General features: G+C 69.2%; 23 protein-coding genes and 1 tRNA gene. 12 read left to right on the forward strand and 12 right to left on the reverse strand.

Going from position 1 to position 24,423, the window contains the following annotated elements; all coding sequences use genetic code 11:
• Positions 1-54: 54 nt before the first annotated feature.
• The 3 genes from H7F30_RS05010 to gabT all read right to left on the reverse strand — a co-directional run bounded on the left by H7F30_RS05010 (position 55) and on the right by gabT (position 4,346).
• A complete protein-coding gene (locus tag H7F30_RS05010) occupies positions 55-1,464 on the reverse strand; it encodes an NAD-dependent succinate-semialdehyde dehydrogenase (RefSeq protein WP_187037152.1) in 1,410 nt (469 codons plus the stop codon).
• Positions 1,464-2,921 (reverse strand): NAD-dependent succinate-semialdehyde dehydrogenase, encoded by a 1,458-nt coding sequence (locus tag H7F30_RS05015; protein ID WP_187037154.1) that lies wholly within the window; start codon positions 2,919-2,921, stop codon positions 1,464-1,466. Before H7F30_RS05015 ends, H7F30_RS05010 begins: the two co-directional genes overlap by 1 nt.
• A 78-nt stretch (positions 2,922-2,999) precedes the next feature.
• Positions 3,000-4,346: a 4-aminobutyrate--2-oxoglutarate transaminase gene (gabT, locus tag H7F30_RS05020; RefSeq protein ID WP_187037156.1), complete on the reverse strand. Its 1,347-nt coding sequence runs from the start codon at positions 4,344-4,346 to the stop codon at positions 3,000-3,002.
• Positions 4,347-4,518: 172 nt separating this feature from the next.
• Between gabT and H7F30_RS05025 the strand changes: the two genes are divergently transcribed.
• Positions 4,519-5,403 carry a LysR family transcriptional regulator gene (locus tag H7F30_RS05025; protein ID WP_129664839.1) on the forward strand — a complete coding sequence of 295 codons (885 nt, stop codon included), beginning with the start codon at positions 4,519-4,521 and terminating at the stop codon, positions 5,401-5,403.
• Here H7F30_RS05025 and H7F30_RS05030 read toward each other — a convergent pair.
• Positions 5,372-6,991 (reverse strand): FAD-dependent oxidoreductase, encoded by a 1,620-nt coding sequence (locus H7F30_RS05030; protein ID WP_187037158.1) that lies wholly within the window; start codon positions 6,989-6,991, stop codon positions 5,372-5,374. The two genes, H7F30_RS05025 and H7F30_RS05030, sit on opposite strands and share 32 nt — an antisense overlap.
• Positions 6,992-6,997: 6 nt before the next feature.
• Positions 6,998-7,915 (reverse strand): diiron oxygenase, encoded by a 918-nt coding sequence (locus H7F30_RS05035; RefSeq protein ID WP_187037160.1) that lies wholly within the window; start codon positions 7,913-7,915, stop codon positions 6,998-7,000.
• Between the two features lie 147 nt (positions 7,916-8,062).
• On the opposite strand from H7F30_RS05035, the gene H7F30_RS05040 reads away from it, so the two are divergent.
• Positions 8,063-8,136 (forward strand) — tRNA-Pro (locus tag H7F30_RS05040).
• 68 nt (positions 8,137-8,204) lie between these two features.
• Here the strand turns inward: H7F30_RS05040 and H7F30_RS05045 are convergent.
• Both H7F30_RS05045 and H7F30_RS05050 read right to left on the reverse strand, forming a co-directional pair.
• Positions 8,205-9,758 (reverse strand): glycerol-3-phosphate dehydrogenase/oxidase, encoded by a 1,554-nt coding sequence (locus H7F30_RS05045; RefSeq protein ID WP_187037162.1) that lies wholly within the window; start codon positions 9,756-9,758, stop codon positions 8,205-8,207.
• Positions 9,755-10,345, reverse strand: coding sequence for a TetR/AcrR family transcriptional regulator (locus H7F30_RS05050; protein WP_187037164.1), 591 nt, complete (start codon positions 10,343-10,345; stop codon positions 9,755-9,757). The genes H7F30_RS05045 and H7F30_RS05050 overlap by 4 nt, the downstream gene beginning before the upstream one ends.
• Positions 10,346-10,408: 63 nt before the next feature.
• Between H7F30_RS05050 and H7F30_RS05055 the strand changes: the two genes are divergently transcribed.
• Together H7F30_RS05055 and H7F30_RS05060 are read left to right on the forward strand one after the other, a co-directional pair.
• Positions 10,409-12,115: an FAD-binding oxidoreductase gene (locus H7F30_RS05055; RefSeq protein ID WP_187037166.1), complete on the forward strand. Its 1,707-nt coding sequence runs from the start codon at positions 10,409-10,411 to the stop codon at positions 12,113-12,115.
• 4 nt (positions 12,116-12,119) lie between these two features.
• Positions 12,120-13,022 (forward strand): diacylglycerol kinase family protein, encoded by a 903-nt coding sequence (locus H7F30_RS05060; protein WP_187037169.1) that lies wholly within the window; start codon positions 12,120-12,122, stop codon positions 13,020-13,022.
• Here the strand turns inward: H7F30_RS05060 and H7F30_RS05070 are convergent.
• On the reverse strand, positions 13,000-14,142 hold the full coding sequence (locus H7F30_RS05070; RefSeq protein WP_255464962.1) for a metallophosphoesterase: 1,143 nt from the start codon (positions 14,140-14,142) through the stop codon (positions 13,000-13,002). The two genes, H7F30_RS05060 and H7F30_RS05070, sit on opposite strands and share 23 nt — an antisense overlap.
• Before the next feature lie 36 nt (positions 14,143-14,178).
• Here H7F30_RS05070 and H7F30_RS05075 point away from each other — a divergent pair, with 36 nt between their 5' ends.
• Positions 14,179-14,634 (forward strand): GatB/YqeY domain-containing protein, encoded by a 456-nt coding sequence (locus H7F30_RS05075; protein WP_047312495.1) that lies wholly within the window; start codon positions 14,179-14,181, stop codon positions 14,632-14,634.
• A gap of 65 nt (positions 14,635-14,699) precedes the next feature.
• Here the strand turns inward: H7F30_RS05075 and H7F30_RS05080 are convergent, their stop codons facing one another.
• Positions 14,700-15,029, reverse strand: coding sequence for a WhiB family transcriptional regulator (locus tag H7F30_RS05080; protein WP_187037171.1), 330 nt, complete (start codon positions 15,027-15,029; stop codon positions 14,700-14,702).
• 211 nt (positions 15,030-15,240) lie between these two features.
• Here H7F30_RS05080 and H7F30_RS05085 point away from each other — a divergent pair, with 211 nt between their 5' ends.
• From H7F30_RS05085 to H7F30_RS05105, 5 genes are all read left to right on the forward strand, one after another.
• A complete protein-coding gene (locus H7F30_RS05085) occupies positions 15,241-17,604 on the forward strand; it encodes a transglycosylase domain-containing protein (protein WP_187037173.1) in 2,364 nt (787 codons plus the stop codon).
• A gap of 81 nt (positions 17,605-17,685) precedes the next feature.
• Entirely contained in the window at positions 17,686-17,841 is a 156-nt protein-coding gene (locus H7F30_RS05090) for a DUF4177 domain-containing protein (RefSeq protein ID WP_118914533.1), read from the forward strand.
• 4 nt (positions 17,842-17,845) lie between these two features.
• On the forward strand, positions 17,846-18,310 hold the full coding sequence (locus H7F30_RS05095) for a RidA family protein (protein ID WP_187037175.1): 465 nt from the start codon (positions 17,846-17,848) through the stop codon (positions 18,308-18,310).
• Positions 18,310-19,170, forward strand: a complete 861-nt coding sequence (locus H7F30_RS05100; protein ID WP_187037176.1) for an NUDIX hydrolase — start codon at positions 18,310-18,312, stop codon at positions 19,168-19,170. The genes H7F30_RS05095 and H7F30_RS05100 overlap by 1 nt, the downstream gene beginning before the upstream one ends.
• The gene (locus H7F30_RS05105; protein ID WP_187037178.1) at positions 19,167-20,000 is read left to right on the forward strand and encodes an MBL fold metallo-hydrolase; all 834 of its coding nucleotides are present in this window, start codon (positions 19,167-19,169) and stop codon (positions 19,998-20,000) included. Before H7F30_RS05100 ends, H7F30_RS05105 begins: the two co-directional genes overlap by 4 nt.
• An 80-nt stretch (positions 20,001-20,080) precedes the next feature.
• Here the strand turns inward: H7F30_RS05105 and H7F30_RS05110 are convergent, their stop codons facing one another.
• Positions 20,081-20,758, reverse strand: a complete 678-nt coding sequence (locus H7F30_RS05110; RefSeq protein ID WP_047312491.1) for a Crp/Fnr family transcriptional regulator — start codon at positions 20,756-20,758, stop codon at positions 20,081-20,083.
• A gap of 129 nt (positions 20,759-20,887) precedes the next feature.
• On the opposite strand from H7F30_RS05110, the gene nth reads away from it, so the two are divergent.
• The gene (nth, locus tag H7F30_RS05115; protein ID WP_187037180.1) at positions 20,888-21,760 is read left to right on the forward strand and encodes an endonuclease III; all 873 of its coding nucleotides are present in this window, start codon (positions 20,888-20,890) and stop codon (positions 21,758-21,760) included.
• On the forward strand, positions 21,757-22,410 hold the full coding sequence (locus tag H7F30_RS05120) for a CoA pyrophosphatase (RefSeq protein ID WP_187037182.1): 654 nt from the start codon (positions 21,757-21,759) through the stop codon (positions 22,408-22,410). Before nth ends, H7F30_RS05120 begins: the two co-directional genes overlap by 4 nt.
• Before the next feature lie 88 nt (positions 22,411-22,498).
• On the opposite strand, the gene H7F30_RS05125 is transcribed toward H7F30_RS05120, so the two are convergent.
• Both H7F30_RS05125 and nhaA read right to left on the reverse strand, forming a co-directional pair.
• The gene (locus H7F30_RS05125; protein WP_047312490.1) at positions 22,499-22,903 is read right to left on the reverse strand and encodes a phage holin family protein; all 405 of its coding nucleotides are present in this window, start codon (positions 22,901-22,903) and stop codon (positions 22,499-22,501) included.
• Positions 22,904-23,038: 135 nt separating this feature from the next.
• Positions 23,039-24,415: a Na+/H+ antiporter NhaA gene (gene nhaA, locus H7F30_RS05130; RefSeq protein WP_255464964.1), complete on the reverse strand. Its 1,377-nt coding sequence runs from the start codon at positions 24,413-24,415 to the stop codon at positions 23,039-23,041.
• Positions 24,416-24,423 lie beyond the last annotated feature (8 nt).

The raw sequence follows: 24,423 nt of genomic DNA on the forward strand, positions 1-24,423 counted from the left end.
CGTTGTCGACTTTCCCCGATCGCGCGATATCTCGCGCAAGCGGGGAAACCGGCGTCACTCGGACGAGGCGGCCGCCTTGTCGCCGGCGATGCGGATCATCCGGTGGTTGCTGAACTCCTCGAACCCGTACGTGCCGAGCTCGCGCCCGAAGCCCGAGCGCTTCACCCCGCCGAACGGCAACTCGGATGACGAGCCGGGCGGCTCGTTGATCGACACCATGCCCGACTCGAGCTGGTCGGCCACGCGCATCGCGGCGTCGACCGACGCCGAGTGCACCGAGGCGCCCAACCCGAACAGAGTGTCGTTCGCAATGCGTACCGCGTCGGCCTCGTCCTTCGCCTTGTAGACGACGGCGACCGGGCCGAAGATCTCCTCCGACCACGCGCGCATCTCGGGCGTGACGTCCGTGAGGACCGTCGGCGTGACGAACGAACCCGCGTGGTCGGGCCGCGTGCCACCGGTGATGACACGAGCGCCCGCCTGCACGGCGTCGTCGATCTGCGACTGGATGCCCTGGGCCGCGTCCTCGTTGACGAGCGGGCCCACGTCGGTCTTCTCGTCCGCCGGGTCGCCCATGACGAGCGCCTCGACGGCCTCCGAGAAACGCGACACGAACGAGTCGTACGCCTCGTCGCCGATGACGATGAACCGCTTCGCCGCGTTGCACGCCTGCCCCGAGTTCTCGAAGCGCCCGGAAACGCCGTCCGCAACGGCCTTCTCCAGGTCGGCGTCCGGCAGCACGATGCACGGGTCGGAGCCGCCGAGTTCGAGCACGGCCTTCTTGAGGTTGCGCCCGGCGTTCTCGCCGACGGCCGAACCGGCCCGCTCGGAACCGGTGAGCGAAACACCCTGCACACGCGGGTCCTCGATGAGCGAGGCGATTTGCTCGTTCGTCGCGTACAGGTTGGTGTAGACACCCTCCGGCACGCCGGCCTCGCGATAGATTTCCTCGATGACGGCCGCGGAACGCGGGCACTGCGGCGCGTGCTTGAGCAGAATCGTGTTGCCCAACAACAGGTTCGGCGCCGCGAAGCGAGCCACCTGGTAGTACGGGTAGTTCCACGGCATGACGCCGACGATGACGCCGATCGGCTCCTTGCGCATGAACGCGCGCCCGTCCCGCTCGCCCAGGTCGAGCTCGACGTCGGCCAAGGCCTCGGCAGCGTGCTTCGCGTTGAACCGGTGGATGTCACCGGCCAGCCACACCTCACCCGTCGCGTGCGAGGAGGGCTTGCCCATCTCGACGCCGATGATGCGGGCCAGCTCGTCCTGGCGTGCGTCGTAGAGGTCCGCGACGCGGTTCATCACCGCGACCTTCTCCTCGAGCGGGGTGGCACGCCAGGACGCACGCGCCTCGTACGCAGCCTCGAGCGCGGCCTTGACCTGCTCGTCACTCGCCGTCGGGAAGGTCTCCTCGACCTCACCCGTCAGCGGGTTCGTGACCTTGTAGATGGCGTCCGACATCAGATCGTCATTCCCACGTACTTCGTCTCGAGGTACTCGTCGATGCCGTCGAAGCCACCCTCGCGACCGAAGCCGGATGCCTTGACGCCACCGAACGGTGCGGCCGCGTTGGAGATGACGCCCGCGTTGACGCCGACCAAGCCGTACTCGAGCTTCTCGGACACGCGCATGGCGCGAGAGAAGTCGGTGGTGAAGAAGTACGCCGCGAGGCCGTACTCGGTGTCGTTGGCGCGCTTGATGACGTCGTCCTCGTCGGTGAACGTCTGGATCGCGGCCACCGGGCCGAAGATCTCCTCACGCACGATGTCCGACGTCGGCGAGACGTCCGTGAGCACCGTCGGGGCGACGAAGTGACCGCCGGCGGGCACCTCGTCGTCGCCGCACACCTTCGTCGCGCCGTCGCCGACGGCCGACTCGATGAGGCGCTTGACGTTCTTGACGGCCTTCTCGGTGATGAGCGGGCCGACGGTGACGCCCTCGTCCATGCCGTTGCCGACCGTCATCGCCTTCATCTTGGCGGAGAACTTGTCGCCGAACTCCTCGGCCACATCGGCGTGCACGTAGATGCGGTTGGCCGCGGTGCAGGCCTCACCGATGTTGCGCATCTTGGCGGCCATGGCGCCTTCGACGGCGGCGTCGAGGTCGGCGTCGTCGAAGACGATGAACGGCGCGTTGCCACCCAGCTCCATCGAAACGCGCAGCAGCTGCTCGGCGCTCTGCTCGACGAGCTTGCGGCCGACACCGGTGGAGCCGGTGAACGTCAGCTTGCGGGCACGCGGGTCACGGATGAGCGGCTCCATGACGCCACCGGAGTCGGTGGTCGTGATGACGTTGACGACGCCCTTCGGCACACCGACCTCCTCGAGCAGCGCAGCGAGCGCGAGCATCGTCAGGGGCGTCTCCGAAGCGGGCTTGATGACCATGGTGCAGCCGGCCGCGAGGGCCGGGCCGATCTTGCGCGTACCCATGGCGAGCGGGAAGTTCCACGGCGTCACCATGATGCACGGGCCGACGGGCTGCTTCATCGTGAGCAGGCGCGAGGCACCGTTCGGCGCGGGCATGTACGTGCCCGAGATGCGCACGGCCTCCTCGGCGAACCAGCGGAAGAACTCGGAGCCGTACCTCACCTCACCCTTGGCCTCGGCGAAGGGCTTGCCCATCTCGAGGGTCATGAGCGCGGCGAAGTCGTCGGCGCGCTCGGTGATGAGCTCGAACGCCTTGCGCAGCAACTCCGAACGGTCGCGGGCCGGGGTGGCGGCCCACTCGGCCTGCGCCTCGGCGGCCGCGGTGAGGGCGGCGTCACCGTCGGCGGGCGACGCGTCGGCCACCTTCGCGAGCACCTCGCCCGTGGCGGGGTTCGTGACCTCGAGGGTCTTGCCACCCTCGGCGTCACGCCACTCGCCACCGATGAACAGGCCGGTGGGAACCGAGCCGATGAGCTTCTTGACATCAACCATGGAACGAATCTCCTTGTCTGGAGCGAAGAACGAGGTCGGACCTGCCCTTCACGCTAGTGGGCAGGTCCGACAAAAGGGTCAGGAGAGAGCGGAGTCGAACGAGGCCGCGATGATGTCGAGGCCCTCGCCGAGCAGCGCGTCGTCGATGACGAGCGGCGGAAGGAAGCGCAGGACGTTGCCGTACGTGCCGGCTGTCAGGGTGACGACGCCCTCGCTGTTCGACAGGCCTGCGACCTTCTTCGTGAGGTCGGCGTCGGGCTCCTTCGTGCCCGGCTTGACGATCTCGACGGCCATCATGGCGCCGCGGCCACGGATGTCGCCGATGACGTCGTGCTTCTTCGCGATCTCGCCGAGGCGCTCGCGGAAGATCTTCTCGATCTCCTTGGCGCGCGCCGGCAGGTTCTCGCTCTGCATGGTCTCGATGGCGCCGAGCGCACCGGCGCAGGCGACGGGGTTACCGCCGTACGTACCACCGAGGCCGCTGGCGTGGACGGCGTCCATGATCTCGGCGCGGCCCGTCACGGCAGCGAGCGGCAGACCGCCCGCGATGCCCTTGGCCGTCGTGATGAGGTCGGGGACAACGCCCTCGGCCTCGCACGCGAACCAGTCGCCGGTGCGGCAGAAGCCGCTCTGCACCTCGTCGGCGATGAAGACGATGCCGTTCTCGCGGCACCATTCGGCGATCTTCGCGAGCCAGCCTGTCGGCGGCACGATGAAGCCACCCTCACCCTGGATGGGCTCGATGATGACGGCGGCGACGTTCTGCTCGCCGACCTGCGCGTGAACGGCCGAGGTGAATGCCTCGAAGGCGTCCTCGACGATCGTCTCGGGGTTGCCGGGCCAACGGAAGGGGTAGGCCATGGGCATGCGGTAGACGTCCGAGGCGAACGGGCCGAAGCCCTGCTTGTACGGCATGTTCTTGGCCGTGAGCGCCATCGTCAGGTTGGTGCGGCCGTGGTAGGCGTGGTCGAACGCGACGACGGCGGTGCGGCCGGTGTGGTGGCGTGCGATCTTGATGGCGTTCTCGACGGCCTCGGCGCCCGAGTTGAACAGCGCCGAACGCTTCTCGTGATCGCCGGGGGTGAGCTCGTTGAGCTTCTCGCAGACGGCCGTGTACTCCTCGTACGGCGTCACCATGAAGCAGGTGTGAGTGAAGTCGTCGAGCTGGTTCTTGGCCTTCTCGACGACCTTCGGGGCCGAGTTGCCGACGCTCGTGACGGCGATGCCGGAGCCGAAGTCGATGAGCTGGTTGCCGTCGACGTCGACGAGGATGCCGCCGCCCGCACGCTCGACGTACACCGGCAGGCCGATGCCGACGCCCGCGGAGACTGCAGCCTTCGTGCGCTGGTGCAGCTCCTGGCTCTTCGGGCCGGGGATCGAGGTGACGAGCTTGCGCTCCTGGGGGATCTGCGAGGACGTGGTCATCGTCGGCTTCCTCTCGAAGGTTGGGGCCACCGCCGTCGTGCGCGGTGGTGGACACAAGGGTCTGAGGCCAACTCTCGCCGCTCGCACCTATGCTGTCCAATATCAGTTTTCGATGATTGGCATTCCAATCTGGAATGACCCTGCGAGGGGTTCGTCGGCGTGAGGTGAGGGCATGGAACTGCGCGCGGTGCGTTGCTTCGTCGAGGTGGCCGACGCCGGCACGGTGACGGCCGGCGCGGAGCGTCTGGGGGTCGGCCAACCCGCCGTGACGCGGCAGATCCAACAACTCGAACGGCAGTTGAAGATCCGGCTCTTCGACCGTGAGGACGGGCGTCTGCGTCTCACCTCCGCGGGGCGCGACGTGCTGCCCGTGGCGCGCCGACTCCTGCGGCAGGCGGAGGACGTCAGCACTGCCGCCAGGGGAGTGGCGGCCGGTCGGTTGCAGCACGTGCGTCTCGTCGCGCCGGGAACGACGCGTGACGACGTCCTGGCGCCGTGGGTGGCGACGTGGGGCGCGGACGCGCCGTTGCCACGTATCGACGAGGCGCAGGTCGACGGCATCTACCAAACACTGCGACGCGGGGCCGATCTCGTCGTCGCACCTGTCGCGCCGCCGCGGGACTTCGCCTCGAGCATCGTCGCCGAGCTGGGGTTGTGGGCGTACGTGGCGCCGACGCATCCGTGGGCTTCTCGCGAAGGCGTCGACCTCACGGAGTTGGCCGAGGCCGACCTGTTGCTCCTCGAGCGCAGCTTCCACGCGCGGCGCATCTTCGACGCCTCGATGAACGCAGCCGGGCTCGGCGTGGAGCCGACGGCGCAGTTCGGTTCACCCGTCGTGGCGCAGGCCGTCGCGGCATCCGCGCGCGGCGTCTGCGTGCTCACCGACGACCCGCGCTTCGGGCTCGTGCCACTGGCCATCCATGACGACGACGGGCGGGCCCTGACGGTGCGTCTGCACGCCGCGTGGCAACGCGGGCATCACGCTGCAGCGACGCTCGAGCGTCTGGCGGGCGACCTCGCGTCGTTCACCCGCGAGCGCTACGGCCGCGGACGCTGAGGCGACGCCCGCGGGCCGCCGTGCGAGCGAGCTCGTCGGTCGTCACGAACTTCACGCGCGGACGGTCGGCGGCCTCACCGCGTGAGCGCTCGGCGCGGTCGATGGCGCGGGCGCCGCGGGCGTCGGTCGTCGAGATGCCCTTGAGGCGCAACGCATCGCGCAGGGTGTCCCGGGTGCGCTTCGGCGAGACGATGACGCCGCCCGCCACGTCGTCGACGAACGTCTGGACGGTTTCGGCGGCGCACAGCCGGTTCGCGCCGATGCCGCCGCGCGCTCCACGTTTCGCCCAGCCTGTGACGTAGATGCCCGCGCCGTCACGCACGGCACCGGTGGTCACCACGCGCCCGCCCTCGTGGCGGTAGGCGCCGGTGGCTGGGTCGTGGGGGAGCCCGAGCGTCGTCGCTCCCTCGGCGTCCACGTCGTAGCCGAGCGACGTGATGACGACGTCCGCGTCGAGTTGCGCCGGACCGTCAACGCGCTCCACGCGTACGCCGACGTGCCCCCCGTGGTCGACGAATTGTTCGATGCGGGAGCCGAACACGACGGTGATCCGTGCGCCGGCGTGTGGTTCGAACGAGGGAGTCGGTTCCTCGGCGTCGACCAGGCGCACTGTGAGGCCGGGGATGCGGTCCAGGGCTCGGAACTCGGCTTCGGTGTACGCCGCGTGGGCCGCGTCGCCGCGTCCGAGCAGGACGACGTCGTCGAGCCGGTGGACGCGCAGCCAGTCGAGGGTGCGGTCGGCGACGTCGGTGCGGCCCAGCTCGTCGGGAGAGAGCGTGAGCAGGCGCGCGAGGTCGAGCGCGACGTTGCCGGTGCCGACGACGACCGCGCGGCCGAGGTTCGCCTCCGGCAGCGGCGAGGTGTCGAAGCCCGGCACGCCGCCACTCCAGCGGACGACGTCGAGCGCGCTCGTGACGCGTGGCGCGTCCTCGCCGTCGATGCCGAGTCGACGCGCGGCGTCCGCCCCGGTGGCGAGGAACACGGCAGCGAACTGCTCGCCGAGTTCCGCGAGCGTCACGTCGCGCCCGAGTTGAACGCCGCCGAGGAACTCGACGCGCGGGTGGCGCAGCGCGAGGGCGAAGGCGCGCTCGATCTGCTTCGTGTGGGGGTGGTCCGGCGCGACGCCGCTGCGTACGAGACCGCCGGGCGTGAGGTGCTCGTCGATGAGGGTGATGCGCGCTTCGGTGCGCGCGAGCAGTTCGTTGACCGTGTACATGCCGGCGGGGCCGGTGCCGACGACGGCGACGTCGAGATCGTCGGCGACGTGACGTCGCTGCGAAGCAGCGGCACCGCCCGGGTCGGGGCCCGCCTCGTCGGAGCCGGTTGAGCCGCTTGAACCCGAGTAATAGGCGGCATTGATGTCGGCGTAGATCGCGTCGTGCGCGCCGAGGCGGTCGACCGGGAAGATCGCACCGACCGGGCAGGCGTCGGCGCAGGCCCCGCAGTCGATGCACGAGGCGGGGTCGATGTGAAGGATCTCGCTCGTGCCGAAACCCGGCTCACCGGGCGCTGGGTGGATGCAACCGACCGGGCAGACGCGCACGCAGGCGGCGTCGGTGCAGCAACTGTTCGTGATGGCGAAGGGCACGGCGCCTCAGATGACGTGGATGCGCTGGTAGATGCGCACGGCGCGCGACGTGAGGAGGCCGCACTCGTCGAGGAAGTCGACGAGGTGGGTGCACGACGAGCGCAGCATCGAGTGGAAGTGCGTGTTGGCCTTGGCTTCGCGGACGGCGCGGGCCGGGTCGAGGCCGGCGTCGGCGTAGGCCTGCGGGCTGATGAGGGAGCGGACGATGAAGTACGCGACGGTGGCGATGAGGTTGCCGGACGCGCGACGCCGGGCGGCGCTCGCGTTGGCCAGGGACGCGCGCATCTCCTCGCGTGCGAAGTGCATATGGCGCGATTCCTCGAGCACGTGGATCTCGTTGACCTTGCGCACGAGCGGCAGCACGCGCTCGTCGGCCATGACGCCGCGCTGCAGGACGTCGAGGATCTCCTCGGCGACGAGGATCGAGCCGTACGCCCACTCGCCGCCCGCGACGTGGCTGAGCAGGCGCGAGAGGTGCTGCACGTGGGCGGGTGGGTAGTAGCTGGTGCCGGTGATGCGCTCGGAGGCGCGCGCGAACATGATCGAGTGACGGCACTCGTCGGCGATCTCGGTGAGGGTCCACTGGAACTCGGCGTCGTGGTAGCGGCCGAGGAACTGGTCGCGCAGCATCATCTGCTGGAGCACCATCTCGAACCAGATGCCCATGCTCATGACGGAGGCGGCCTCGTGACGCGTGAGGCGCACCTGTTGTTCGGGTGTGAGCTCGTCCCAGTAGTCGGTGCCGAACAGCGAGCTCCACTCGGGCGAGAAGCCGTGCTTGTCGGCGTGCAGGGGCGCGTCCCAGTCGATGTCGACGAGCGGGTCGAAGCTCTTGATCTCGGCGCTGCGCAGGAGGCGTTCACCCACTTCGGTGGGGCCCGTGTCGACGCGGGACGTGTGCGGCGACTGCAGTTGTGCGGTCATCGTGAATCACCTCGGGTGCGGGAGCCGATCTGGATGTGATGCCGGTTACGTCACCGTAGCCCATGGCGGATTCGCGTGCTCCGATTCGCCCATGTACAGTGTGGTGTCGCTGCCGAACGTGTTCGGTGGCGACAATGACGAGAGTCGCGGGGTGTGGCGCAGCTTGGTAGCGCGCGTCGTTCGGGACGACGAGGTCGCAGGTTCAAATCCTGTCACCCCGACATCGTGAAAAAGTCTGAGGGGCTGCACTGATCAGTGCAGCCCCTCAGACTTTCTGTCGTCCCTGCCGTCAGTCGGTGACGCCGGCTGCTTCCAGCAACTCCTGCGCCGTCTCGGTCGCCTCGGGCACGTGGGCGTCCACGAAGCTGACGCGGGTGCGGCGGTCCACGAGATCCCTCGGCAGCCGCGCGCCCTCGTGGGAGATGGCGTACGCGAACTCCGCGCGGGTCGTCGCGCACCCGTCAGCCACCGGCCGCGCCAGGGACGGGTCGACGCACACGAGCTCGTCGAGTTGTGACGCCAGCGTCCCGTACCGGCGCACGTAACGCGGCGTCGCGGAGGAGCGGGCCAGCGCGTCACGCGGTGCAGCGCCGAGCAGCGGCAGCTCTGTCGTGCGGCAGTCGCGCACCTGTGTCGATGTGTCGACGCGCTTCGCGACCGCGTCCACCGCGTCCTCGGCCATGCGCCGGTACGTCGTGAACTTGCCGCCCGTGATCGTGATCGGCCGACCCGGCTCGTCGAGCAGCAGGTGCTTGCGCGACGCGTCCGCCGTCGGGGCATTCCCGCCGGCAACCGCGCTCGACAGCGCAACGAGGGGACGCAACCCCGCGAAGCGGCCCACGACGTCCGCCGAAGTGAGCGGCCGCTCCATCGACGCATTGATCGTCTCGAGCAGGAACCGCTCGTCCGCATGGGGCACCGAAGGCGCGAGCGGGTCCGCGTTCGCATCCAGCTCGTCCGTCAGCCCCAGCAACACGAGCTCGTCGCCAATCGGGACGGCGAACACGAACCGTCCGAAGTGACCCGGCACCGGCGCGTTGAGCTGCGCCGTCGGATGCCCCAACGCCGCCGCGGGCAGCACGAGGTGCGAGCCGCGCGACGGCGTCACACTGATCGCGGGCTCCGTCTCGCCACTCCATACACCCGTCGCGAGCACGACGTGCCCGTGCGCGACGAAACTCTCACCAGTCAGTTCGTCCGTCAGCTCAACGCGGTCCGCGTCGAGCGGCACTGCGCCACACCGCGTCACGACATCGGCGCCGTGCGCGGCCGCAGTCCGCGCCAGCGTCGCGACGAAGCGCGCGTCGTCCTCGAGCTGACCGTCCGTGAAGCGGATCCCGCGCGTCCCGGCGCGAACACCCGGCACGAGGCGGCGCGCGGCATCTGCGCTGACGCGCCTCGGCCGCGGCAAGAGTGACGACGGCGTCCCGGCCGCGCGCCGCAAGCCATCGGCTAGCAGGATGCCGGTGTCGGCCAGCGCACTCTCGGCGGGGGAGGTGTCCGGCGCGATGTTGGCGAGCGGGCGCGTGAGGTGCGGCGCGATCGTCGTCATGAGGTGATGACGTTCGCGCGCCGACTCGTACGCGATCGGCAGATCTCCCTTCGCGAGGTATCGCAACCCACCGTGGACGAGCTTGCTGCTCCATCGGCTCGTCCCCGCCGCCAGGTCGACCCGCTCGACGAGCGCCGTCCGCAAACCGCGCGACGCCGCGTCGAGCGCGACGCCCGCCCCCGTCACACCTCCGCCGACGACGATGACGTCGTACCGCTCGTTCGCCAGGCGCTGCAGGGCCGCGGCACGCTGCGCAGCGTTGAGGGCACTGCGATCGATCGGCGTGCTCATGCGGGCTCCTTCGGGGCGAGGTAGGCGTCGAGCAAGTGGGCGGCCTCGTCGAGCCACATCTCGTGCGGCGCAACGCTTTCGAGCACCCGACGGCTCACGACGAACGGCGTGAGTGCCTGGAGCGCGCCGACGGCGAGTACCCGCGGGTCTGCAGCCCGGACGCTTCCCTCCAACTGGGCTTCGCGTAGCGCGTTCTCGAACCCGGCGACGAGGATCTCCTGGCTGCGCCCGAGCCGATCGACGAGATACGGCAGCAATAACTCGGGGTCGTGGTCGAGCAGCGCGCGCAACAGCGCGTCCTGGCTCAACTTCTCGAGAATCGCGCGTGCGAGCCGGACGATGTCGGCCCGTGTCGTGCGTTCACCGGCGGCATGGGCCACGTCAGCGAGTTCTCCGGCCACGCGCGCGTAGTCGTCGACCAGCGCGTCGCGCACGAGTTCGTCGAGTGACGTAGCGCGTCGATAGAGCGTGGCCCGACCGATGCCGGCCCGTTTGGCGATCGACGTCATCGTCGCCCTGCGCAGGCCGAACGCGACGACCTCGGCGCGTGTCGCCGCGAGCACGCGCTCGTCGATGCTGTCCTCCACGACCACTCCTGAGACATTGAGACATCTGTTGTCGAAGTGTCTCACATCGGGCATGATGTGGCCATGGCGAATCTCCTGACGCAGCTCCCGCAGCGCTCGATCTGGCACGGCTGGGGCGACCCCGAGGCGAAATCGGTGCTGCCCGGCTACGTCTGGCGCGCCCTCAAGCTGGTGCGCGGCGTCGAGCCTGCCGCCGTCAACACCCCGCCCGTCACCCTCGACGACGTTCGTCTCCCTGAACCGGCCATTGACGCCGGCGCCCTCGAGGCGCTGCGCTCGGCCGTTGGTGCGGAGCACGTCAGCACCGAACGACTCGACCGCGTCGAGCACGCCGGTGGCAAGAGCTACCCGGACCTCTACCGCCTGCGTACCGGCGACGGCAGCCACGCGCCCGACGCCGTCGTCTTCCCCGGAACCTCCGACGAGGTTGTCGCGGTGCTGCGCACGGGCGCCGCGCACGACGTCGCGGTGGTGCCCTTCGGCGGCGGCACGAGCGTCGTCGGCGGCGTCGACCCGGTGCGTGGCCGCTTCGCCGCCGTCATCAGTCTCGACCTGCGGCGCCTCAACCGCCTGCTCGACCTCGACGAGACCTCGATGACGGCCGTGCTACAGCCCGGCATGCGCGGCCCCGAGGTCGAGGCGGCCCTCGAGCCCCACGGCCTGACCCTCGGCCACTTCCCGCAGAGCTTCCAGCAGGCCACCGTCGGTGGCTTCCTCGTCACGCGCAGTTCCGGCCAGGCCTCGAGCGGTTACGGCCGTTTCGAGGAGAACGTCGTCGCCGTGAAACTCGCGACGCCCGAAGGCGAGCTCAGCCTCGGTGGGCGGACGCCGACGTCGGCCACCGCAGTCGGCCCGAAACTCATCGACGTTCTCATCGGCAGCGAGGGCACGCTCGGCGTCATCACCGAGGTGACGATGCAGGTGCACCCCGCTCCGACCGAATCCGAACAGGCCACCTGGGCCTTCCCGACCTTCGAGCAAGGCCTCACCGCCTTCCGCCGTCTCGCGCAGGAACTCGGCCACGGCGTCATGCCCGACGTCAGCCGACTCTCGGACGTCGAGGAGAGCCTCATCGTGCTCGCCCAGGCGAGCACCGGCATCCCGGCCATGGGTTACCTCGGCCTGCGCGGCATGAAGCACCCCTGCCTCGGCGTCCTCCAGTGGGAGGACACCGACGCCGCAGACCTCGCCGCGCGCCGCAAACGTGCCGAGCGCATCCTCAAGGCCGAGGGCGGGCGCAAGGCGCCGTCGAGCATCGCCGAGCACTGGATGTCGCACCGCTTCCGCGGCCCCTACCAGCGCGATCACCTCATGGATCGCGGCATCTTCGTCGAGACGCTCGAGACCGCGACGATGTGGAGCAACATCCCGTATCTCTACGCGAAGGTCGTCGCGGCGATCCACGCGTCGGTGGGGGAGAAGGCCGTCGTCCAGGCCCACGTCTCGCACCTCTACGACGGTGGCGCATCCCTGTACTTCACGTTCTTCTCCGCCGCCGAGACCGACCCGCTCGCGCAGTGGAGCCGCGTCAAGTGCACCGTCGGTGACGCCATCGCCGCCGCCGGGGGCACGATCAGCCATCACCACGCCGTCGGCACCGACCACCGCCCGTGGGCGGGCGAGGAGATCGGCGACCTCGGCGTGCGCATCCTGCGCGCCGTGAAGAACGAGCTCGATCCCAGCGGCATTCTCAACCCGGGCAAGCTCCTGCCCGACGCCGGCAACACTCCCGATTCAGCCGCATCACCGGGCCCAGCGGAACGAGACTGACGTCATGGCCGCACGCAGAACGCTCCTCGTCGTCAACCCCGCGTCGCGCGGCGGGCGGACGCGGGCGCTCGTCGACCCGACGCGCGACATCCTGCGCTCGCACGGGTGGGACGTCGAGGTCGTTGTCACGGAGTCGGCCGAGCACGCGACGCAGGTCGCCGCCTCGGTCGACCCCGACACCCTCGTCGCTGCGCTCGGCGGCGACGGCCTCTTCGCACGCGTCGCCGCCGGCGTACTGACCAGCGGTGCACTCATGGCGCCGCTGCCTGCTGGCCGTGGTGCCGACTTCGTCCGTGCCCTCGGGGCGCCGCGCGATCTGCGTGAGGTCGCCTCCCGACTCCCGCTGGCGACCGAACGCCGCGTCGACGTCGGCATGTCCGGTGACGTGCCGTTCCTCGGCGTCGCGACGCTCGGCTACGACTCGCTCGCCAACACCTACGCCAACGACGCGCCCTCGTTCGTTCCGGGTGCGCTCGTCTACGCCTACGGCGGCGCGCGGGCGCTCGTGCGCATGGATCCGCACCGCATCAGCCTGCGCATCGACGGGGAAACGTTCGACTTCACCGGGTGGAACGTCGCCATCGGCAACTCGGGACGCTACGGCGCGGGGATGCGCGTCAACCCCGAGGCCTCGATGGACGACGGGCTGCTCGACGTCACCGTCGTCGCCGACATGCCGCGCCATCGCTACCCGGCCATGCTTCCGAAGCTGTACTCGGGCACCCACGTCGACGGACGATCCGTGCGTGCCTACCGCGGCGCCGTCGTCGAGGTGCTCGAACCGACCGGCGCAGATCTCTACCTCGACGGCGACCTCGCGGCACCCGCCGAGGGCGTCCGCACGTTCACGGTGAAGCCCGACGCCCTGCGCGTTCTCGCGCCGGTCAGTCCCGCGCCGTCAGCGTGAGGAGGGTCGCCTCCGGGCGGCAGGCGAAGCGGATCGGCGTGTACTTGTTGTGGCCGAGCCCGGCCGAGACGTGCATCCAGGCCGCGTCGTCCGGCGCCTTCGACGACGGCAGAGCCGTGCGGCGCCGCTGACGCGCCGACTCCTCCGCGTGCGAGACGCCGCTGCTTCGCACCGTGTGTGCTTCGAGGACGTCGAAACGGTCACCGATCTCCTCGGCGGTGCGCAGGGGCGAGCCGTCGAGGCTTCGAGCATCCGGCCCGAGAGTGACGCGCTGTGTCGAGTCGACGCCCGACGCCCCCGGCCACCAGCGCGAGACGCCCTTGACGCGGGAGACGTCGAGGTCGCAGTTCGTCACGAGCGCGCCGTAGAACGGCACCGCGAGCTGCCCGCCGTGCGTGTGCCCCGCGATGATGGCGTCGGCGCCGTCGGCTGTCATCGCATCGAGCACCCGGGTGTAGGGGGCGTGGACGACGCCGAGCGTCGCGGCCACCTCACCGCGCCGCGACGCCGCCTCGGCGGACACCGTGTTGTACTCGTCGTACTCAAGATGCGGATCGTCGACCCCGACGAGTTCGAGCGGAACCCCCGCCACCTCGACTCGCTCGCGTCGATGGGTGAGGTCGAGCCATCCGCCCCCGGTGAACCCGGAACGCAGCGGCTCGACATCGAACCTGCCCACGCCCATCTCTTCGCCCTTCGCGTGCGAGTCGTCGAAGTAGCGCAGCGGGTCCTTCAGCTTCGGGTAGAAGTAGTCGTTCGAGCCGAAGACGAAGGCGCCGGGGAACGCCATGAGCGGTTCCATCGCGCGCAGCGCCGATGGGATGGCGTCCTCGTCACTGAGGTTGTCACCGGTGTTGATGACGAAGTCGGGCTCCAGACGGGCCAGTTCGCGCACCCACTGAATACGTCGCTCCTGACGCGGCACGATGTGAAGGTCGCTCACGTGCAGCACCCGTAGCGGAGCACTGCCGGGCGCGAGCACCGGCATCTCGAACCGGCGCAACGCGTACCAGTTGCGCTCGACGAGCGTGCCCCACGCGAGTGCCCCGACGCCTGCGGCCACCGCGCCTGCGGCGGTGCGGAGAGCGGCGTTCGAGGTCGAGGGGCAGTGAAAACTCATGCCGGGATTCTCTCACCGGGGTGAAAGAATGGCCCCATGAGCGAATCCTTCAAGGCCCGACTGCAGAGCGACCTCACCGACGCGATCCGTGAGCGGGACGGCGTGCGCAGCTCCACCCTGCGGATGGTCCTCACGGCCGTCTCGAACGCTGAGGTGGCCGGCAAGGAGCACCGCGACCTCACCGACGACGAGGTCATGGCCGTCGTCGTCAAGGAGGCGAAGAAGCGCCGCGAGGCCGCCGACGCGTTCATCGGCGCCGGGCGCACCGAGCTCGCCGAGAAGGAGCAGGCCGAGCTCGCCTGCCTCGAGGGCTACCTGCCCAAGCAGCTGTCCGACGAGGAGATCGACGCCGTCGTGGCCGAGGCCGTCGCCGCCACCGGAGCGTCCGGCATGAAGGACATGGGGAAGGTCATGGGCGTCGTGAAGCCCAAGATCGGCGACCAGGCCGAGGGTGGTCGCGTCGCTGCCGCCGTCAAGAAGGCTCTTGCCTGACGCACGCTCCTGGATACGCGCGAGGCCCCGCACCCATCGGTGCGGGGCCTCGTCGTTTCGGCCGGTCAGGCGCTGCGGTTGATGCCGGCAGCGACCTCGTCGGCGCGAGCCATCCTGAAGAGCGTGGTCCACGACTTCACGTCAGGGCGACGGCGCAGCAACGCGCGACGCTCACGTTCCGTCATGCCGCCCCAGACGCCGTACTCGGTGCGGTTGTCGAGCGCGTCCGCGAGGCATTCCGCGACGACCGGGCAACGCTGGCAGATCACCTTCGCCGTCTGCTGAGCAGCCCCCTTGGCGAAGAGATCGTCCGGCGCGGTGGCCGCGCACTGGGCGCGAGCCGCCCAGTTCTCGTCCCAGACGGGCGTCTGGGTTTCCTCGGTCATGATCGTCATCTGTGCCTCCCCTGTTGGTGCGGATGACGCTGTGGCGTAGACCACGTCGTTGTTGAGCTATACGCAGACTAGGCAAAGTTACTGGCGAGTTTCCATGGCTTCGGTGTGCTAAATCGCCGTAGTACATCGGTGCGAAGACCCTGCCGATAGGGGTGGGCGCGCCGCATCGGCCTCGACGAGATTCCCAGAAGGCCCCGGTAGTCTGGCGTGCATGCGTGGAAAGCCCTCTGCCGCAGCGGCCGGTCCTGCTGCGAAGAAGAAGCGCCGGAGCAATTCGACGACGAGCAACGTCCTCAGCCTGCTCGGCGCCTTCGTCGCGACCTCCGTGGCCCTCGGCCTGCTCCTGGCAGGCGTTCTCCTGCCGGTCACCGGCATGGGTGGCGCGGGCGTCAAGAGCGGCGTCAAGATGTTCAACAACATCCCCTCGGAGTTCGCCGAGAACGCTCTGAGCCAGCAGTCCAAGATCCTGGCCAAGGACGGCAGCGTCATCGCGACCCCGTACGACGAGAACCGCATCGTCGTCGCGAGCAGTGCCATCCCGAAGGTCATGAAAGACGCCCAGGTGGCCATCGAGGACGAACGCTTCTACCAGCACGGGGCCCTCGACAAGAGAGGTATCGCGCGAGCCATCGCCTCCAACCTGTTCTCCTCGAGCACCCAGGGCGCCTCGACCCTGACGCAGCAGTACGTCAAGGTGGCCGCCCAGCGTCAGGCGCTCGACAGCGGCGACAAGGAAGCCGCCAAGGAAGCGGTGGCCCAGAGCGGTGCCAAGGCCTACATCCGCAAGCTCAAGCAGCTCAAGTACGCCGTCGACCTCGAGAAGACGCACTCCAAGGACCAGATCCTCACGAGCTACCTCAACCTCGTGTACTTCGGTCAGCTGCAGTACGGCATCGAGGCGGCCTCGCGCTACTACTTCGGTCAACCGGCCAAGGACCTCACGATCGCCGAGGCGGCCACGCTCGCCGGCGTCGTCAACCTGCCGGACACGACCAACCCGGTGAAGAACCCGGAAGCCGCCGTCAAGCGTCGCAACATCGGCATTCAGAAGATGATCGACCAGGGCTTCATCACCGAGGCTCAAGGGCGCGCGGCCATCAACTCGCCGCTCAAGCTCAAGCTCGAGGAGAACTCCTCCGGCGGCTGCGCGACGAGCAAGTACCCCTACTACTGCGACTACGTGACGCAGTGGATCGCCCAGCAGCCCACCCTCGGCAAGACGCGCAAGGAGCGCCTGGGCAAGCTGAAGACCGGCGGCCTGATCATCCAGACGTCGCTCGACCCCAAGAAGATGGCCGCGCTCGATTCGAACCTCAAGAAGCGTGTGCCGGTCGAGAACGGTGCCGACGTCCAGGCTGCCGGCGTCATCATCCAGCCGGGCACCGGCTACGTCGAGGCGATGGCGCAGAACACGAAGTACTCGGTTGCCGGTACCGACTCGTTCAACACGTCCGTCAACTACCCGCGCTCGGGTTTCCCGATCGGTTCGACCGCGAAGATCTTTGCCATCGTCGAGGCCATGCACCAGGGCCGCGCGGTCGACTCGACGGTCAACGTCCCCCGGATGAACAGCACCAAGGGTGGGCACCCGGTCTACAACTTCACGTCCCAGAACTTCCCGGGCAAGTGCGGCCAGGGCGGCGGCGTGTGGTCGGTCGGCAACGACCACCAGGTGCCCGCCGGCCCGATGTCCTTGTCCAAGGCGACCGCTGAGTCGGTCAACACGGCGTTCGGTGTGCTCGTCGCTCAGCTCGGACCGTGCAACGTTCGCGGCGCCTTCAAGCGTCTCGGTGTCTACGCGGCCGACTTCAAGACCGGCGGCTGGTCGGAGATCAAGCCCGACCCCTCGTCGATCGTCCTGGGCTCCGGCTCGTCGAGCCCTGTCATGATGGCGAACGCCTTCGCCACCGTCGCGGCCGACGGCAAGTACTGCGAGCCCCGCCCGGTCGTCTCGATCAAGCAGGCGAACGGCCGTCCGATCAAGCTGGCCCCCAACCCGTGCAAGCAGGTCATCCCGACGCAGGAGGCCCGCGGCGTCGCCAAGATCTTCAAGTCGGTGCTCGGCCCCGACGGTACGGCCAAGGCTGCCGCGCTCGCCGGAGGCCGCCAGGCGTTCGGTAAGACCGGTACGGTCGACGGTTCGCTGCACACGTGGTTCGTCGGTGCGACGCCGCAGTACTCGACCGCGATCTGGGTCGGACGCGGTGGCGAGAACACCAACCCGATCAAGAACGTCACGATCGGTCCCAAGCGCGTCGGTGACTTCCTCTACGGTGGCGACATCGCCGCGCCGGTGTGGAAGGAGACGATGGACGCCATCAGCAAGGGCCTTCCGAAGGAGAAGTTCCCCGAGCCGGGCTCGGCCACGATCAAGGGTGACCAGATTACCGTCCCGGAACTCAAGGGACGTAGTGAGGCCGACGCCAAGTCGGAGCTGTCGCGACTCAAGCTGCAGGCCGGCGTGGCGAAGCAGGAATCGGGTGAGGTCGCCTCGGGCCAGGTCGTCCGCACGGAGCCGCAGTCCGGTCAGAAGATCGGTGAGGGCAAGAAGGTCACCCTCTACATCAAACCCTGATCGCGCGTGAAGCCCGTTCCACACGAGATGTGGGGCGGGCTTCGTAGTCGCCGTGAGGCGGGCGCGGGCTACGGTGGGGGCATGCAGAAATGGGAATACTTCACCGCGCCGATCATGATCCACGCGACGCAGCAGATCCTCAACAACTTCGGTGAGGACGGCTGGGAACTCGTCCAGATCGTTCCCGGCCCTGACGGCAACGGCCTCGTCGGCTACTTCAAGCGCCCGAAGGCCTGATCCGATGTCGCAGGTCGAGCAGAATCTTTCGCAGCTCGGACTCGAGGTGCCGGAGGTCGCCAAGCCGGTGGCCGCCTACGTGCCCGCGCTGCGCGAGGGCAACCTCGTCTACACCTCGGGTCAGCTGCCGATGGTGGCGGGCAACCTCGCCGCCACGGGCAAGGTCGGTGCCGACGTCACGCCCGAGCAGGCCGCCGAACTCGCGCGCACGTGTGCCCTCAACGCCATCGCCGCCGTCAAGAGTGTCGTCGGTGACCTCGACACGGTGACGCGCGTCGTCAAGGTCGTCGGCTTCGTGGCCAGCGACCCCTCCTTCACCGGTCAGCCCGGTGTCATCAACGGCGCCTCCGAGCTGCTCGGTGCGGCCTTCGGTGACGCCGGTGTCCACGCCCGTTCGGCTGTGGGCGTCGCGGTACTCCCGCTCGACGCGCCGGTCGAGGTCGAGATCACGGTCGCCGTCGCCGACTGATGAGCGACATCCCGAGGCAGCCTCGCGACTTCCCGATCGGTCCCTTCGCCGAGGCAGCCGAGCGCTGGTTCGACGACACGCAACCGCGCCCGGAGCCGACAGTTCCGGCGCAGGCCGCCACCGTCCTGTTGGTGCGCGGTGAGCCCGTCGAGGTCTTCATGATCGAACGCGCCGCGACGATGGATTTCGCGCCGTCCACCTGGGTCTTCCCGGGTGGACGCGTCGACCCCGCCGACCTCGGCGTCGACGACGCTCCGGCGCACCGCCTGCGCAGCCCCGCGGGTGGCGAGCAGGCGTGGGCCGATCGGCTCGGCGTCGGGCACGACGAGGCGCTCAGTGTGCTCGTGTGCGCGTTGCGCGAGCTGTTCGAGGAGGCCGGAGTGCTTCTCGCGTCCGAGGGGGACGGCGACGCGATCGTCGATGTCGCCACCGACGAGTGGAGGGCGCGCCGCACTCAGGTCGAGGCTCACGAGGTCTCGTTCACCGAGGCTGCTGCGGGCCTGACGCTGCGTGGAGACCTCGTCGAGGCCGTCGACCGGTGGATCACGCCCGCGTTCGAGAGCCGCCGCTTCGACACCTGGTTCCTCACGGCGCTGCTGCCGGGCGGTGCCACTGCCGATGCCGTGTCGCGTGAGTCGCAGCGAGGTCAGTGGGTTCGGCCCGGAGCCATGCTGGCAGAAGCCGAGGCTGGGCGAGCCCGCCTCCTGCCCCCGACGCGCACGGCGCTCGAGCGCCTCTCCCGGGCGTCGAGTGCCACCGAGGCGCTCGAGCAGGCACGCGGCTTCCACTTCCTCCCCACGCGCCCCGAACTGCTGAAGGGCCCCGACGGGCCCTACGTTCACGCGGAGGTGAACCTGTGACCGATCAACTCGACCGACTCCCCAGCGGCGTGCGACACCTGCGCTGCGACAACCCCGGCCCGATGACGCTCAACGGCACGAACACGTACGTCATCGCCCTGGAGGAAGCTTCGGGCGGGGACGGCTCGCTCGTCGCCGTCGTCGACCCGGGGCCCGAGGATGCCGGCCACCGTGACGCGATCATGGACGCCGTGCGGGGCGCCGAGGCCACGCGTGTCGTCGTGCTGCTCACCCATCACCACGACGACCACGAGGGCGGTGCGAGCGCGCTCGTCGAGGCGCTTCGTGGGCGCGGCCTCGCGGTCGCGTTGCGTGGCGGCTCGGGTGGCGACGCCTTCACCGACGGCGAGATGATCGGCGACCTCCAGGTGCTGCTCGCGCCGGGCCACACGCGCGATTCAGCCGCCTTCGTCCTCCAGCGCGACGGCGTCGACGTCCTCTTCAGCGGCGACACGATTCTCGGCGAGGGCAGCAGCTTCGTCGCCTACCCCGACGGCGATCTCACGGCCTACCTCTCGACGCTCGACGTCCTCATGGCGCTCGTCGCGCAGGCGGGGGAGCGAGTCGTCGTCCTGGCGCCGGGGCACGGACCTGTCGGAGCCGACGCCGCTCCCGTCGTCGAGCGATACCGCGCCCACCGTCAGGAGCGCCTCGACGAGGTGCGGACCGTGCTGGCCAACGTCGACTCCGAGAATGGCGACTCGCCGGCGCAGGGTGACGAGCTCGTCGGCCCCGTCGTGGACGGCGCCTACAGCGACATCGGCCCGCAGCTGCGCCCGGCGGTGGAGGCCGTCGTCAAGGCGCAGCTGGCCCATCTCGGCCGCCTCTGAGAACAGCCCCACGACACAGCGAAGCGCCCGTCCCTTCGCAAGGGACGGGCGCTTCGCTGTCAACCGAGGTGAGTGCGGCCTCAGCGGGCGCGGCGCTGAAGGCGCTCGACGTCGAGCAGCGTCACGGCGCGGGCCTCGAGCTTGAGCCAGCCGCGGCTGGCGAAGTCGGCGAGAGCCTTGTTCACGGTCTCGCGGGAGGCGCCGACGAGCTGAGCCAGCTCCTCCTGCGTGAGGTCGTGCGCGACGAGGACCCCGTCGTCGACCTGACGCCCGAAGCGGCTCGCGAGGTCGAGCAGAGCCTTGGCGACACGGCCGGGAACGTCGGTGAAGACGAGATCGCCGAGCGCTTCGTTCGTGCGACGCAGGCGGCGAGCGATGGAGCCGAGCATCTTGACGGCCACGTCGGGGCGCGACGAGACGAACTCGGTGAGTTCGGTGTGACCCAGCGCGACGAGGTCGGTGCCGGCGACGGCCGTAGCCGTGGTCGTGCGGGCGCCCGGGTCGAAGAGGCTGAGCTCGCCGAACATCTCACCGGGGCCGAGGATCGCGAGCAGGTTCTCGCGACCGTCGGGGGAGCGGCGGCCGAGCTTCACCTTGCCGGAGGTGATGATGTACAGGCGATCGCCCTCCTCCCCTTCTTCGAAGAGGATGTCGCCGCGCTCGATACGGGCGCGCGACATGCGCTGCAGAAGAGCCTGGGCGTCTTCGTCCGTCAGCGCGGCGAAAAGGGGAGCTTGACGCACTACTTCAATGTCCACGCCTCCATCCTGCCACGTTTCGGGTGACGCTCCACACAGTTCACTCCCAGGAAAGCGCGGAAAAAGGCGCTCGTTCGTCCAGCAGATGAGGTGCTCGGTGGTGTCGGTGGGGCGTTCTAGGGTGTGGGCATGACCTCCGAAACCGTGACGCCGCCGAAGCGGGCCGCGCGCGTGCCCGAGACCGCCACGGGGCGGGTGCGTCAGGCACGCCGCATCTACCGCAGACTCGTGGAGCAGTACCCGTACGCGCGAGCCGAACTCGACTTCGAGTCGCCGCTCGAACTCCTCGTGGCCACCATCCTCTCGGCGCAGACCACAGACGTCGGGGTCAACAAGGTCACGCCGGTGCTCTTCGGTCGCTACCCGGACGCTGCGGCACTGGCGTCGGCGGAGCCGAGCGAGATGGAGGAGATCCTGCGTCCCACCGGGTTCTACCGGGCGAAGACGCGCTCGGTCATCAAGCTCGGTCAGGAACTCGTCGAACGTTTCGACGGCGAGGTGCCGGGCAAGCTCGCCGACCTCGTGACGCTGCCGGGCGTCGGACGCAAGACGGCCAACGTCGTGCTCGGCAACGCGTTCGGTTTTCCGGGCATCACGGTCGACACCCACTTCGGGCGCCTCGCGCGCCGCTTCGGCTGGACGACGTCGACCGACCCGGTCGCTGTCGAGGCCGAGGTGGGCGAGATGTTCCCGCGCAAGGACTGGACGATGCTCAGCCACGTCGTCGTCTTCCACGGCCGACGTATCTGCCACGCCCGCAAGCCCGCATGCGGCGTTTGCCCGGTGGCGCAGTGGTGCCCGTCCTTCGGTGACGGCGAGACCGACCCGGACAAGGCGCGCGCCCTGCTCAAGTACGAACTCGCGGCCCCGAAGGGTGGTGAGGCGCCGGTGCCGCTGCTCGTCGACGGGGGAGTGCCCGACGCCTCCTTCTCGACCGGGCATCGAGGAACGCCGGTCGTGCCACGTCACTCCGGTGCAGGGGCGCAGGACGAGGCCCGATGAGCGTGCCGGTGGGCGACGCCACGCCTCCGCCCTGGCTGAACACGGTGCTCGACGCCGGTCGCCGCGGCGACCTGTGCGCGGGGTGGCCGCGTCCCGAGCAGGGCTCCAAGGCCTCTGCCATCCTCATGCTCTTCGGCCCGAACGACGACGGCGGGGAAGACGTGGTGCTCACCGAGCGAGCCACCAACCTGCGCAAGCACGCGGGGCAGGTGTCCTTTCCCGGTGGTGGGGTCGAACCGCAGGACGTCACGTTCACCGACACCGCGCTGCGTGAGGCCAACGAGGAGATCGGGCTCGTGCCCGAGGGCGTCCACGTCATGGGTGAACTGCAGCCGGTCGCGTTGCCCGTGACGAACTACGAGGTCTGCCCCGTGCTCGCCTGGTGGAACGTACCGTCCGACATCTCGGTGCTCGACCCCGTCGAGGTCGCTCGCGTCGCGCGCATCTCCGTCCGCGATCTCGTGGACCCGGCGAACCGCCACACGGTCACACACCCGCGCGGCTTCAAGGGGCCGGGGTTCGAGGTCGACGGTTTCTACATCTGGGGCTTCACGGCGTTCGTGCTCGACGCGGTCCTGACCACCGGGGGCGTCGCGCGCTCGTGGAACCGCGACGACGAGCGTCAGGTGCCCGATCGCTTCCTCAGCTGAACGCCCGGCCGGGGACATGAGGAAGGCGAACATGACGAAGGCGGCCCACCCTCGAGGGTGAGCCGCCTTCGTGCGGCAGGTCAGAACGTCACTTGGCGGGCTTGATGGCCGCGACGGTCTTCTGCGCGTTGTCGATCGTCTTGACCGGCTTGCCCTTGACCTTCTTGATCGACTTGATACCGACGAGGGCGAGGATTCCGGCGACGAGCGCGAGGATGCCCGCGACGATGAGGAAGCCGGCCCAGTTCGGCCAGTCGAGAACCTCCGAGATGGCCCAGGCGAGGGCCGTCAGGAGGAAGCCGACGAAGAACAGGGCGACGACACCGGCGGCAGCGAGCATGCCGCCACCCTTGCCGGCCTTCTGCACGTCAGCCTTGATCTCGATCTTCGCCAGGTCGATCTCGCCCTTGACGATGTTCGAGAGGTCAGCGGAAGCGTCCGAAACGAGCTGACCGAGCGTGCGCTCGGAGCCCCGGGGGGTGTTGAGGGCCATGGTTATCTCCTGTTCAGCAGGCGGCGTCACCTCGTCGAGGTGACGGCCGTCCGTCGCATCACACGTTTTCTATTCGATGGACACACTACCGATATCGGCCGATTCGCGCCTACCGGCTCCTCGGTTCGGTGCGGTTCAGGCCGGTTCGGGGCGCTGGTAGACGTCCGGCACACCGTCTTGGTCGGCGTCGCGCGTCTCCTCTTCCTCGATGCGGCGGTAGATGCGGTTGCGGCGTCCGAGCACGATGCTCGCGAGGAGCGCGGACAGGAGGCTGCCGAGCAGCACGCCGACCTTGACGTGGTCGTCCTTGACGCTTCCGGTGCCGAACGCGAGCTCGCCGATGAGGAGGCTGACGGTGAAGCCGATGCCACCGAGGAGGCTGAGGCCGAACACGTCGGCCCACGAGAGGTTCTCGTCGAGCTTGGCCTTCGTGAACTTGCTGACGAGGAACGTGCTGCCGAAGATGCCGACGACCTTGCCGAGCACGAGGCCGGCGATGACGCCGAGCGTGACGGCGTCCGCAAGCGTCTCGGTGATGCTCGTGCCGACGACGGTGACGCCGGCGGAGAAGAACGCGAAGACCGGCACGGCGAACCCTGCCGAATAGGGGCGCAGACGGTGTTCGATGCGGTGGGCGAGGGCGTGCTTGCCCTTGACCGGAACGACGAGGCCGAGCAGCACGCCGGCGATCGTGGCGTGAACGCCGGACTTGTACATGAAGACCCACGCCACGATCGCGAGCGGCGCGAGGATCGCCCAGTGCTTGATGCCGCGCTGGGTGAGGAAGCCGAAGACTGCGACGACCGCGATCGAGGCGAGCAGCCAGCCGAGCGAGAAGCCCTTGCTGTAGAAGATCGCGATGATCGTGATGGCGATGAGGTCGTCGACGACGGCGAGCGTCAGGAGGAACGAACGCAGCGCCGTGGGCAGGTGCGAACCGATGACGGCGAGCACCGCGAGGGCGAACGCGATGTCCGTGGCGGCCGGGATGGCCCACCCCTTGAGCCCTTCGCCGCCGGCTGCGGCGTTGATCGCGACGTAGACGAGCGCAGGCATTGCGACACCGCAGACGGCAGCGATGACGGGCACTGCGGCGGCTGCCGGGTTGCGCAGGTCGCCGGCGACGAACTCGTGCTTGAGTTCGAGCCCGACGACGAGGAAGAACACGGCGAGCAGGCCGTCGGCGGCCCAGTGCGCCACCGACATGTTGAGGCCGAGGAAGCCGGGGCCGACATGTGCGTCCCGCAGGGCCTCATAACCGTCACGCCAGGGCGAGTTCGCCCAGACGATCGCGGCGACCGCAGCGGCGAGCAGGATGAGGCCGCCGATGGTCTCGGTGCGCAGCAGTTCCTTGACGCGCTGGGCCTCGGGCCACGTGCCGCGGGTGAAGAGGCGGCGGGTCAGCCGTCCTGCGACGGCGACGGGGGCGACGTGCGCGGCTTCCTTGAACTCTTCGAAGCTCGGCTGTTCGTCCTTCATCGGCGGAAGGCTGTTCTTGTGGCGCTTGGCCATGGTGAATC

Origin of the sequence: Dermacoccus sp. PAMC28757 (assembly GCF_014302635.1) — a bacterium.
GTDB classification, from domain to species: Bacteria; Actinomycetota; Actinomycetes; order Actinomycetales; family Dermatophilaceae; genus Dermacoccus; species Dermacoccus abyssi.

Excerpts from the sequence above, each read along its gene's own strand:
- H7F30_RS05085 (WP_187037173.1), top strand. The coding sequence starts at position 15,241 with ATGCGTGGAAAGCCCTCTGCCGCAGCGGCCGGTCCTGCTGCGAAGAAG.
- H7F30_RS05025 (WP_129664839.1), top strand. The coding sequence starts at position 4,519 with ATGGAACTGCGCGCGGTGCGTTGCTTCGTCGAGGTGGCCGACGCCGGC.
- H7F30_RS05075 (WP_047312495.1), top strand. The coding sequence starts at position 14,179 with ATGAGCGAATCCTTCAAGGCCCGACTGCAGAGCGACCTCACCGACGCG.
- H7F30_RS05010 (WP_187037152.1), bottom strand. The coding sequence starts at position 1,464 with ATGTCGGACGCCATCTACAAGGTCACGAACCCGCTGACGGGTGAGGTC.
- gabT (WP_187037156.1), bottom strand. The coding sequence starts at position 4,346 with ATGACCACGTCCTCGCAGATCCCCCAGGAGCGCAAGCTCGTCACCTCG.
- H7F30_RS05095 (WP_187037175.1), top strand. The coding sequence starts at position 17,846 with ATGTCGCAGGTCGAGCAGAATCTTTCGCAGCTCGGACTCGAGGTGCCG.
- H7F30_RS05070 (WP_255464962.1), bottom strand. The coding sequence starts at position 14,142 with ATGAGTTTTCACTGCCCCTCGACCTCGAACGCCGCTCTCCGCACCGCC.
- H7F30_RS05100 (WP_187037176.1), top strand. The coding sequence starts at position 18,310 with ATGAGCGACATCCCGAGGCAGCCTCGCGACTTCCCGATCGGTCCCTTC.
- H7F30_RS05120 (WP_187037182.1), top strand. The coding sequence starts at position 21,757 with ATGAGCGTGCCGGTGGGCGACGCCACGCCTCCGCCCTGGCTGAACACG.
- H7F30_RS05045 (WP_187037162.1), bottom strand. The coding sequence starts at position 9,758 with ATGAGCACGCCGATCGATCGCAGTGCCCTCAACGCTGCGCAGCGTGCC.
- H7F30_RS05090 (WP_118914533.1), top strand. The coding sequence starts at position 17,686 with ATGCAGAAATGGGAATACTTCACCGCGCCGATCATGATCCACGCGACG.
- H7F30_RS05080 (WP_187037171.1), bottom strand. The coding sequence starts at position 15,029 with ATGACGATCATGACCGAGGAAACCCAGACGCCCGTCTGGGACGAGAAC.
- nth (WP_187037180.1), top strand. The coding sequence starts at position 20,888 with ATGACCTCCGAAACCGTGACGCCGCCGAAGCGGGCCGCGCGCGTGCCC.
- nhaA (WP_255464964.1), bottom strand. The coding sequence starts at position 24,415 with ATGGCCAAGCGCCACAAGAACAGCCTTCCGCCGATGAAGGACGAACAG.
- H7F30_RS05015 (WP_187037154.1), bottom strand. The coding sequence starts at position 2,921 with ATGGTTGATGTCAAGAAGCTCATCGGCTCGGTTCCCACCGGCCTGTTC.
- H7F30_RS05060 (WP_187037169.1), top strand. The coding sequence starts at position 12,120 with ATGGCCGCACGCAGAACGCTCCTCGTCGTCAACCCCGCGTCGCGCGGC.
- H7F30_RS05055 (WP_187037166.1), top strand. The coding sequence starts at position 10,409 with ATGGCGAATCTCCTGACGCAGCTCCCGCAGCGCTCGATCTGGCACGGC.
- H7F30_RS05035 (WP_187037160.1), bottom strand. The coding sequence starts at position 7,915 with ATGACCGCACAACTGCAGTCGCCGCACACGTCCCGCGTCGACACGGGC.
- H7F30_RS05125 (WP_047312490.1), bottom strand. The coding sequence starts at position 22,903 with ATGGCCCTCAACACCCCCCGGGGCTCCGAGCGCACGCTCGGTCAGCTC.